Below are 10,596 nucleotides of genomic sequence, written 5' to 3'. Positions count from 1 at the left end.
CGAGTGGATCACGCAAAAAGGGATTGACTAACCAAGGCCCGTTACAGAAGCCCGGGTGGAGCGGGCGCTCCAACCGGGCTATCGGATAATTTAGTCCGCGGCGGCGTTTCTCTGCGCGCCAGCCAATCCGAGAAAGACGAGCATCGCGCGGTTGAGCCGCAAGAGATCCTCATCATCAAGCCGGCCGACGAGCTTTCCGATCTTCGACCTAGGCACAGTGCTGATTTTGTCGACCATCAGGCGGGAGGGCACCCGCAGGCCGTTGCGTTCCGTCTGGTCGACCAGCAGGCGAAACAGAGGTGCTTCGATCTCGTTGGTCGTGAAGGCACAAACTGTGACTGAGTTCGCGGTGTCGAAGCCGTCATCCTGAACGATGACCACAGGACGCGGCTTTCCCGCGTAGTCTTTGCCGCCGGCGAGTGTCCAGATCTCGCCGCGCTTCATTCGTCGTTCAAAATGGAAACGGAATCGATGAAAGCCTGATCGTCATATTCCTGAGTGCTCGAGGCGACCGCCAGTGACTGGCGATGGGCTTCCGCCTTGAAGGACGCTGTACGCACGTCAGGAACCCAGATTTGGATCGGACGGAGTCCCTGCGCACGGAGCCGCTCGCGATGCTCCCGGACCTTCGCGCGCGACGACTTGGGGTCAGAAGGGGACGACACAGGTGACTCCGTTGGTTACATGTAACCATACCAGGAGAACAGAGATCCGGCCAATCCCTCCTTACCACCCCTTAACGATCACGCTTTCCTGATAACTGACGATTATTGACTTTCATCAGTGATTAGTCGACATTCCTCTCAACAGAGATGCAGGAGTGTCCTCCGATGTTCGTTCAGTCCGTTTTGTCCAGCTATTCCAGGCTCTTGGCGGGTGTATCGCTGGCCCTGATGGCCGCGGCGCTGGCCGGCTGCAACGATTCCGTGGCGCAAAAGGCCGAGCCGCCGCGGCCGGTTTTGGTCGCGACCGCCCACTATGATGCCGAAACCCCCGAGCGCAGCTTCGTCGGCACTATCAGGCCCCGCATCGAGAGCGACCTCGGCTTCCGCGTTGCCGGCAAGGTTGCCAAACGCCTGGTGGAGGTCGGCCAGACCGTCGAGATCGGCCAGGCGCTCGCGACCCTCGACGAGGTCGATTTGAAGCTCCAGGCCGAGCAGGCCGAAGCCGAGCAGACGGCCGCGACCGGTGTGCTGGCGCAGGCCGCCGCGGCCGAGCAGCGCGCCAAGGATCTCAAGGCCAAGGGCTGGACCACGGACGCTGCGATGGATTCCAGCCGCGCCGCCGCTGACGAAGCTCGTGCGCGCCTTGACCGTGCAATCCGCTCGGTCGAGCTGACCAAGAATTCCCTTTCCTACGCGACGCTCAACGCCGACGCCCGTGGCGTCGTCACCGCAACGCTGATCGAGCCCGGCCAGGTGGTCGCCGCGGGCCAGGCTTCGATCCGTGTCGCCCGCTTTGCCGAAAAGGAAGCGGTCGTCGCGATCCCTGAGACGCTGGTTGGACGCGCCAAGTCGGGCGTCGCCAGCGTCACTCTTTGGTCGGAGCCGGACAAGAAGTACGTCGCGAAGCTGCGTGAGATCGCGCCGACCGCGGATCCGGCTACGCGCACCTATCTGGCAAAATTCTCGCTGCCCGAGGCCGACGATAAGGTCGCGCTCGGCATGACCGCGACGCTGACACTGTCGGACGCCGCCACCGAGCGCGTGGCGCGACTGCCGCTGTCGGCGCTGTTCAACGAAGGCGGCAAGCCATCCTTCTTCGTCGTCGACGACAACGGCGCGGTCACGCTCAAGCCTGTCGCGGTGAAGTCCTACGACAGCAACGACGTCGTCATCACAGGCGGAGTGGAAGAGGGCGCGAAGATCGTTGCCCTTGGCGTGCAGAAGCTCGATCCCAGCCAGAAGGTGCGGGTCGTGTCGTCACTGTCCTTCTAGTCCAGTCATTCCGGGGCGATGCGCAGCATCGAACTATGGTGCGCGCGCCTGAAAATCTCGAGATTCCGGGTCTGGTCCTCGGACCATCCCGGAATGACAAGAAAGTCGAGTTACGTCGTGTGAGGTGAGCTTCTGCCTTTGCCCCTACGCAAAGGCTGAAGCGGCGAAGCGATCCAGAACCTGCCCAGCCCCCTGGATTGCTTCGCTGCCTCGCGACGACGGTTTGAACAGAGCGGCTGTCGCTCGTGGCAATTGGATCGTTTTTTCCGGAGAGTGCGATGAAGCGCTTCAATCTTTCGGCCTGGGCCGTCAGCCATCCGACGCTGGTCCTGTTCCTGATGCTCGTGCTCGGCGTCGCCGGCTTCTTCTCCTATCAGAAGCTTGGCCGCGCCGAGGATCCGTTCTTCACGGTGAAGGTCGTCAACGTCTCCGTGCTGTGGCCGGGTGCGACCGCGCAGGAGATGCAGGCCCAAGTCGCCGATCCCATCGAGAAGAAGATCCAGGAGCTGCCTTATTTCGAGAAGGTGCAGACCTATTCCAAGCCCGGCTTCACCGCGCTTCAGGTCACCTTCCGTGATTCCACGCCGCCCAAGGACGTGCCGTACCTGTTTTATCTGCTGCGCAAGAAGCTGGTCGACGTGCAGGGCCAGCTGCCCGCGGGGATTCTCGGACCCGTCGTCAATGACGAGTTCTCCGACGTCGATTCCATCCTCTACATGATGACCGGCGACGGCGCCGATTACGCCCAGCTCAAGAAGGTTGCCGAAGGTTTCCGCCAGCGCCTCCTCAAGGTGCCCGGTGTGACCAAGGTCGACATGTACGGCAACCAGGATGAGCGCATTTACGTCGAGTTTTCGCATGCCAAGCTCGCCACGCTCGGCATCACGCCGCAGGCGCTGTTCGATTCGCTCGCCAAGCAGAACAATGTGACGCCGGCCGGTACGGTCGAGACCTCGTCGCAGCGTGTGCCGCTGCGCGTCACCGGTGCGCTGGATGGTGCCAAGGCCGTGGCCGAGACCCCGGTCGAGAGCAACGGCCGCGTGTTCCGCCTCGGCGACATCGCCACCGTCACCCACGGCTATGTCGATCCGCCGAGCTTCGTCGTCCGCCAGGAAGGCAAGCCCGCGATCGGCATCGGCGTCGTCACCGCCAAGGGCGCCAACATCCTCGAGCTCGGCAAGGAGGTCGAGAAGGCGACCGCGGAATTCATGAAGGCGGTGCCGCAAGGCGTGAACGTCTCGCTGATCGCCGACCAGCCCAAGGTGGTCGAGCACGCCGTCGGCGAGTTCGTGCATTCCTTCATGGAAGCGCTCGTCATCGTGCTGTTCGTCTCGTTCCTGGCGCTGGGCTGGCGCACCGGCATCGTGGTCGCGCTGTCCGTGCCCCTGGTCCTCGGCATCGTATTCATCGTCATGAATTCGATGTCGCTCGACCTGCACCGTATTACGCTCGGCGCACTGATCATCGCGCTCGGCCTGCTCGTCGACGACGCCATCATCGCAGTCGAGATGATGGTGGTGAAGATGGAGCAGGGCTGGGATCGCATGCGTGCGGCGTCCTTTGCCTGGGAATCAACTGCGTTTCCGATGCTCACGGGAACGCTGGTCACGGCCGCTGGCTTCCTCCCCATCGGCTTCGCCAATTCGGCGGTCGGCGAATACGCCGGCAGCATCTTCTGGATCGTGGCGATCGCGCTGGTCGCGTCCTGGTTCGTGGCGGTGATCTTCACGCCCTATATCGGCGTCAAGCTGCTGCCGAACATCAAGGTACATGCCAACCACGATCCGCATGCGGTCTACGAGACCCGCATGTACCGCGGCTTGCGCGCCATCGTGCAATGGTGCGTCAATCATCGCATCACCGTAGTGGTCGCGACCGTCGGCGTGTTCATCGCCTCCATCGTCGGCTTCGGCCATGTCCAGCAGCAGTTCTTCCCGCTGTCGGAGCGGCCCGAGCTATTCCTGCAGTTGCGCCTGCCCGAGGGTACCGCTTTCAACGTCACCGAGAAGGCGGTGAAGAAGGCCGAAACGCTGCTGAAGGACGACAAGGATATCGAGACCTACACGTCCTATGTCGGCCAGGGGTCGCCGCGCTTCTGGCTCGGCCTCAACCCTCAGCTTCCGAACGAATCCTTCGCCGAGATCGTCATCGTCGCCAAGGGCGTCGAGGCGCGCGAACGGGTCAAGGCCAAGATCGAGGGTGCGGTTGCCGATGGCATGCTGACGGAGGCGCGCGTGCGCGTCGACCGGTTCAATTTCGGTCCGCCTGTCGGCTTCCCCGTGCAGTTCCGCGTGATCGGGCCTGACGCGAACAAGGTGCGCGAGATCGCCTATCAGGTTCGCGACGTCATGCGCGAGAACAAGAACGTCAAGGACGTCCAGCTCGACTGGAACGAGCAGTCGCCCTACCTCAAGCTCGTCGTTGACCAGGACCGCGCCCGCGCCATGGGCCTGACCCCGCAGGACGTCTCGCAGGCGCTGTCGATGCTGATCTCCGGCGCGCAGGTCACGACCGTGCGTGACGGAATCGAGAAGGTCGGCGTGGTCGCCCGTGCGATCCCGTCCGAACGTCTCGACCTCGGCGGCGTCGGCGATCTCACCATCACCTCGAAGAACGGCGTGGCCGTGCCGCTGCAGCAGATCGCCAAGATCGAATACGCCCACGAGGAGCCGATCATGTGGCGGCGCAACCGCGACATGGCGATCACGGTGCGCTCCGACGTCGTCGACGGCGTGCAGGCCCCTGACGTCACCAACCAGATCTCGCCGAAGTTGAAGGCGATTCAGGACAATCTCGAGCCGGCCTACCGGATCGAGCCGGGTGGCGCGTTCGAGGAATCCGCCAAGGGCAATGCCTCGATCTTCATCCTCTTCCCGGTGATGGTCATGGTGATGTTGACGCTGCTGATGATCCAGCTGCAGAGCTTCTCGCGCCTCTTCCTGGTGTTCCTGACCGCGCCGCTCGGCATCGTTGGCGCCTCCTTCGGCCTCAACGTCGCCAACGCCCCGTTCGGCTTCGTGGCGCTGCTCGGCCTGATCGCGCTCGCCGGCATGATCATGCGCAACACGGTCATCCTGGTCGACCAGATCGAGACCGATGTTTCTCATGGCTTGACCCGCCGGGAGGCGATCGTGGAGGCGACGGTCCGCCGCGCCCGTCCGGTGGTGCTGACGGCGCTCGCCGCCATCCTCGCCATGATACCGCTGTCGCGCTCGGCGTTCTGGGGCCCGATGGCGATCACCATCATGGGCGGACTGTTCGTCGCGACCTTCCTGACATTGCTGTACCTGCCGGGCCTCTATGCCCTGTGGTTCAGAAAGAGCCTGGACGAGGCCGGGACGCCGGAACAACCTGCCGCGCCGCAGCATGGGAGCGATGACCAGCACGCAATTCCGCTTGCTGAAGCGGCTGAATAAATGAGAAGACTACCGAGGAACGAGTCCTGACTGATGGCCCTGATTTCGGAACATATCGAAGGTGACACCCGGGATCGCATTCTCGAGGTAGCCGAGCGGCTGTTCCGCGTGATCGGCTATCAGAAGACGACGGTCGGGGACATCGCCAAGGAGCTCCGGATGAGCCCCGCCAACGTCTATCGCTTCTTCGAATCGAAGAAGGCGATTCACCAGGCGGTGGCCCGTTCGCTGATGGGCGAAGTCGAGCTGGAGGCGCAGCGGATCGTGGCCAAGCCCGGTCCGGTGTTGGAGCGCTTCCGTGAGTTGCTCACCACCGTCCATCGCATGAACACCGAGCGCTACGTCGGCGATTCCAAGCTGCACGAGATGGTCGAGATCGCGATGCAGGAGGACTGGGACGTCTGCGTCAGTCACATGGAGTGCATCGCCGGCTTTGTCGGCCAGATGATTGCGCAAGGCGCCGCCACCGGCGAGTTCGAGGCGCCGGACCTGCAACTGGCCGCGCTGTGCGCCTGTACCGCGATGATGCGCTTCTTCCATCCCCAGATGATCGCCCAGTGCGCCACCAAGCCGGGCCCGACCATCGACCAGATGATCGATTTCGTCATTGCGGGCCTGTCGCCGCGCCACTGACGGGGCAGGGAGATTTTTCCTATAAGCACAGCTGCCGTCATTCCGGGGCGCGCGTAGCGTGAACCCGGAATCTCGAGATTCCAGGTTCGATGCTTCGCATCGCCCCGGAATGACGGTGAGTGGAGAGCCAGCGTGACCGACAAAGACCTGCACTTCTACGAGCCCTCCAAGGGCCACGGCCTCAAGCACGACCCCTTCAACGCCATCATCGCGCCGCGGCCGATCGGCTGGATCTCCTCGCGCGACAGCAAGGGCCACGTCAACCTCGCGCCCTACAGCTTCTTCAACGCCTTCGCTTACGTGCCGCCGATCATCGGTTTCTCCTCCACCAACTGGAAAGACTCGGTCGAGAACATCCAGCAGACCGGGGAGTTCGTCTGGAATCTCGCGACGATGGATCTGGCCAAGCACATGAACGCAACCGCCGCGCATGTCGCGCCCGAAGTCGACGAGTTCAAGCTCGCGGGGTTGACCGCGGTACCCGGCAAGCTCGTCGACGTGCCGCGCGTGGGCGAGAGCCCGGTCGCGTTCGAGTGCAAACTGTCCGACATCATCCGCCTCAAGGGTGCCAACGGCAAGGAAGCCGACGCCTGGCTGACGCTGGGTGAGGTCGTCGCCGTCCACATCGACAAGGCCATGATCAAGGACGGCGTCTACCAGACCGCCGCAGCCCGCCCGATCATGCGTGCAGGGCGCCGCGGCGACTATTTCGAGATCAAGCCGGAAAACATGTTCGAGATGGTCCGGCCGGATTAGGCGCGGCCTCTCTCGCCGTCATTCCGGGGCGTCGCGCAGCGTCGAACCCGGAATCCATTCATCGACCGACGCTGCCGCACGATGGATTCCGGGCTCGCGCTTCGCGTGCCCCGGAATGACGTGGGGAGACATTCGGCCCCATTACCCCTCCCGGAACCGCCCCCACGCCCCGGCCGTTATCGCCCCCGGGGGCGGCCGCCCGGCCGCGTCAATTTCGCATCCTTTTGCAGGCGAAGTGCTCACCCCTCCCGGCCACTTTCCGCTAAAATGCCTGCTACCCGCGCCGATGCATGAGGTCCGCCATGAGCTTCCGCCGCGACACCGTCACCAAGCCGATCTTCTCCTGGGCGCGCGGCGTGCTGCCGGCGATGTCCGACACCGAGCGCGAGGCGCTGGAGGCCGGCGACGTCTGGTGGGACGCCGATCTCTTCACCGGCAACCCCGACTGGTCGAAGCTCCTCAAGATCCCGCAGGCGACATTGACCGCCGAGGAGCAGGCCTTTCTCAACGGTCCCGTCGATGAGCTCTGCGCCATGCTCGACGAGTGGAAGATCTTCTGGGAATGGCGCGATCTGCCGCAGGACGCCTGGGCCTTCATCAAGCGCGAAAAATTCTTCGGTATGATCATCCCGAAGGAGTTCGGCGGGCTCGGTTTCTCGCCCTATGCCCATTCGGAAGTGGTGCGAAAAATCTCGACCCGCTCGATCGCGGCCGCCGTCACCGTGATGGTGCCGAACTCGCTCGGTCCCGGCGAGCTGCTGATGCGCTTTGGCACCAAGGCACAGCAGGAGCGCTGGCTGCCGCGGCTGGCCGACGGCCGCGACATTCCCTGCTTCGGCCTGACCAGCCCGGAAGCCGGCTCCGATGCCGCCTCGATGGTCGACACCGGCATCATCTGCAAGGGTGTGTTCGAAGGCCGCGAGGTCACAGGTCTCCGGCTGAACTGGCACAAGCGCTACATCACGCTCGGGCCGGTCGCGACGCTGCTGGGTCTCGCCTTCAAGGCCTATGATCCCGATCATCTCGTCGGAAACCAGGAAGAGCTCGGCATCACCGTCGCGCTGATCCCGACCAACCTGCCCGGCGTCGAGATCGGCCACCGCCATCTGCCGTCGATGCAGGTTTTCCAGAACGGCCCGAACTGGGGCCGCGACGTCTTCATTCCGCTCGACTACGTCATCGGCGGCGAGGCACGGCTGGGACAAGGCTGGAAGATGCTGATGACGGCGCTCGCCGCCGGTCGCGGCATCTCGCTGCCGTCGCTCTCCGCAGCCGGTGCCGCCTATGCCGCGCGCACCACCGGTGCTTACGCCCGCATTCGCGAGCAGTTCGGCATCTCCATTTCCAAGTTCGAGGGCGTCGAGGAGCCGCTGGCGCGCATTGTTGCCACTGCCTATCAGCTCGATGCGGCGCGGCGGCTCACCTGCGCGGCACTGAATGCCGGCGTCCACCCCGCCGTGATCTCAGGCATCATGAAGCTGCACGCGACCGAGCGGATGCGCATCGCGGTCGACGACGCCATGGACATCCACGGCGGCAAGGCCGTGATCGACGGCCCGCAAAACTATATCGGCAACCTGCACCGCGCCGTGCCCGTGGGCATCACGGTCGAGGGCGCCAACATCCTGACCCGCAATCTCATTGTGTTCGGGCAGGGCGCGATCCGCGCCCATCCCTATCTGCTCGACGAGATGAACGCGCTTGCGGACACCGATCACGAGCGCGGGCTCACCGCATTCGATACGGCGTTCTGGAAACATGTCGGCCATAGTTTCCGGACTCTATTCCGCGCCTTCGGCCGGAGCTGGACCTTCGGTGCCTTCGCGCTGGCGCCCGATGCGGGCGATGCCACGCCGTTCTACCGCCAGCTCTCGCGCCACTCCGCAGCGTTCGCGCTTTGCGCCGACATGGCGCTGCTGACGCTCGGCGGCGCGCTCAAGCGCAAGGAGATGCTGTCGGCGCGCTTCGGCGACATCCTCTCCGAGCTCTACCTCCTGTCTGCCGCACTGAAGCGCTGGCAGGATGAGGGGCGGCAGAAGGAGGATTTTGCCGCGCTGGAATGGTGCATGGCGACGGGCTTCAAGACCATCGAGGCGAGGTTCGCCGAAATCCTTGCCAACCTGCCGAACCGCTTCGTCGCCGTCATCCTCAAGCTCGTGGTTCAGCCGTTCGGCGCGCGCGTGCTCGGCCCGTCCGACCGGGTCGTGCACCAATGCGCCAGCATTGTGCTGGAGCCCACGGCCGCGCGCGAGCGTCTCACGCCGGATCTTGCCCATGTCGACGACGACAGCGGCTTTGCGCGGCTGGAGCGCGCGTTCAAGCTGGTCGCGGCGACCGACGCCATTGCCAAGCGCATGCGCGCGGCGCATGTCCGGGACTGGAAGGACGCGGTGACAAAGGGCGTGATCACGCAGGCAGAAGGCGAGCAGCTCGCTGCCGCTCAAGCAGCCGTCACGAAAGTCATCGAGGTCGACGATTTCGCTCCGGAGGCACTGTCGCCGATTTACAAGAAAACCGGCGACGTGCATCAGTTCTTCCAGGAACTCGGTGAACAGAGGGCGGCGAGCTGATGGCACGACCGGTATTCATCGTCGACGGCAGCCGGACGCCGTTCTTGAAGGCGCGCTCCGGGCCGGGTCCGTTCACGCCTGTCGATCTCGCCGTGCAATGCGGGCGACCGCTTCTGGCGCGCCAGCCGTTCTCGCCTGATGATTTCGACCAGGTCATCCTCGGCTGCGTCAACGTCATCGCCGACGAGATGAACCCGGCACGCGTCGCCGCGCTCCGCCTCGGCATGGGCGAGGACATGGTGGCCTTCACCGTGCAGATCAATTGCGGCTCCGGCATGCAGTCGATCGACACCGCCTACCGCTACATCCGCGAAGGTCATGCCGACATGATCTTGGCCGGCGGCACCGAGGCGCTCAGTCACGCGCCGCTGGTCTGGCCGAATTCCGGCGTGCGCTGGTTCGCAGGTCTTGCCACCGCCAAGGGCGTAGCCGCGAAGCTCGCTGCGGCATTCAAGCTGCGGCCGCGCTATCTCAAGCCGATCATCGGGTTGGAGCGTGGGTTGACCGATCCCATCACCGAACTGAACATGGGACAAACCGCCGAAGTCGTCGGCCATCTCTTCGGCATCACCCGCGCGCAGTCGGATGCCTATGCCGCCGAGAGCCATCGCCGGCTCGCTCACGCGCAAGGCGCGGGCTATCTAAAAGGCGAGGTCGAGACCGCGTTCTCCCGCGACGGAAAGTTCTTCGACCATGACGATGGCGTACGCCCTGACTCGACGGCCGAGACGCTGGCAAAGCTTCGGCCGGTATTCGAGCGGCCCTGGGGCCAGGTCACCGCAGGCAATTCCTCGCAGATCACCGACGGCGCGTCCTGGGTGATCCTGGCCTCCGATGCGGCGGTCGCAAAACACAAGCTGACGCCGAAGGCCGCGATCGTCGACAGCCATTGGGCGGCGCTGGACCCGAGCATCATGGGGCTCGGCCCCGTGATGTCGGCGACGCCGCTGCTGACCCGCAACAACCTCACCCTCCAGGATGTTGAGACCTGGGAGCTGAACGAGGCCTTTGCGACGCAGGTGCTCGGCTGCCTCGCCGCCTGGAACGACGACAAATTCTGCCGCGAGATTCTCAAGCTCGACGGCGCCGCCGGCGAGATCAACCGTGAAAAGCTCAACGTCGATGGCGGTGCCATCTCGCTCGGTCATCCCGTCGGCACATCAGGCAATCGCATCGTGCTGCATCTCGTCAACGCGATGAAGCGTCTCGGCACCCGGCGCGGGATCGCCACCGAATGCATCGGCGGCGGCCTCGGCGGTGCCATGCTGATCGAGGCGGTGTGAC

Annotated in this window: 8 protein-coding genes; 6 read left to right on the top strand and 2 right to left on the bottom strand. The window is 64.3% G+C overall.

Annotated features, from left to right (window positions below; translation table 11 throughout):
* Nucleotides 1-90: 90 nt before the first annotated feature.
* Together Q0687_RS00470 and Q0687_RS00465 are read right to left on the bottom strand one after the other, a co-directional pair.
* Nucleotides 91-444: a type II toxin-antitoxin system PemK/MazF family toxin gene (locus tag Q0687_RS00470; protein WP_298870777.1), complete on the bottom strand. Its 354-nt coding sequence runs from the start codon at nucleotides 442-444 to the stop codon at nucleotides 91-93.
* Nucleotides 441-665 carry an antitoxin MazE family protein gene (locus Q0687_RS00465; protein WP_298870775.1) on the bottom strand — a complete coding sequence of 75 codons (225 nt, stop codon included), beginning with the start codon at nucleotides 663-665 and terminating at the stop codon, nucleotides 441-443. The genes Q0687_RS00470 and Q0687_RS00465 overlap by 4 nt, the downstream gene beginning before the upstream one ends.
* A 165-nt stretch (nucleotides 666-830) precedes the next feature.
* On the opposite strand from Q0687_RS00465, the gene Q0687_RS00460 reads away from it, so the two are divergent.
* The 6 genes from Q0687_RS00460 (at nucleotide 831) to Q0687_RS00435 (ending at nucleotide 10,595) form a co-directional block, all read left to right on the top strand.
* Nucleotides 831-1,937 carry an efflux RND transporter periplasmic adaptor subunit gene (locus Q0687_RS00460; protein WP_298870772.1) on the top strand — a complete coding sequence of 369 codons (1,107 nt, stop codon included), beginning with the start codon at nucleotides 831-833 and terminating at the stop codon, nucleotides 1,935-1,937.
* Between the two features lie 278 nt (nucleotides 1,938-2,215).
* Nucleotides 2,216-5,353 (top strand): efflux RND transporter permease subunit, encoded by a 3,138-nt coding sequence (locus tag Q0687_RS00455; RefSeq protein ID WP_298870770.1) that lies wholly within the window; start codon nucleotides 2,216-2,218, stop codon nucleotides 5,351-5,353.
* 33 nt (nucleotides 5,354-5,386) lie between these two features.
* Complete coding sequence (locus tag Q0687_RS00450; RefSeq protein WP_298870768.1) at nucleotides 5,387-5,986, top strand: TetR/AcrR family transcriptional regulator; 600 nt, start codon at nucleotides 5,387-5,389, stop codon at nucleotides 5,984-5,986.
* Nucleotides 5,987-6,118: 132 nt separating this feature from the next.
* Complete coding sequence (locus tag Q0687_RS00445) at nucleotides 6,119-6,742, top strand: flavin reductase family protein (RefSeq protein ID WP_298870766.1); 624 nt, start codon at nucleotides 6,119-6,121, stop codon at nucleotides 6,740-6,742.
* 302 nt (nucleotides 6,743-7,044) lie between these two features.
* The gene (locus Q0687_RS00440) at nucleotides 7,045-9,312 is read left to right on the top strand and encodes an acyl-CoA dehydrogenase (RefSeq protein WP_298870764.1); all 2,268 of its coding nucleotides are present in this window, start codon (nucleotides 7,045-7,047) and stop codon (nucleotides 9,310-9,312) included.
* Nucleotides 9,312-10,595, top strand: coding sequence for an acetyl-CoA C-acetyltransferase (locus tag Q0687_RS00435; RefSeq protein WP_298870762.1), 1,284 nt, complete (start codon nucleotides 9,312-9,314; stop codon nucleotides 10,593-10,595). Before Q0687_RS00440 ends, Q0687_RS00435 begins: the two co-directional genes overlap by 1 nt.
* Nucleotide 10,596: the final 1 nt, after the last annotated feature.

The sequence above is a fragment of the uncultured Bradyrhizobium sp. genome, assembly GCF_936928535.1.
Lineage (GTDB): Bacteria > Pseudomonadota > Alphaproteobacteria > Rhizobiales > Xanthobacteraceae > Bradyrhizobium.
Note: the sequence above shows the minus strand (reverse complement) of the source record. Positions and strands in the feature narration are given on the sequence as shown.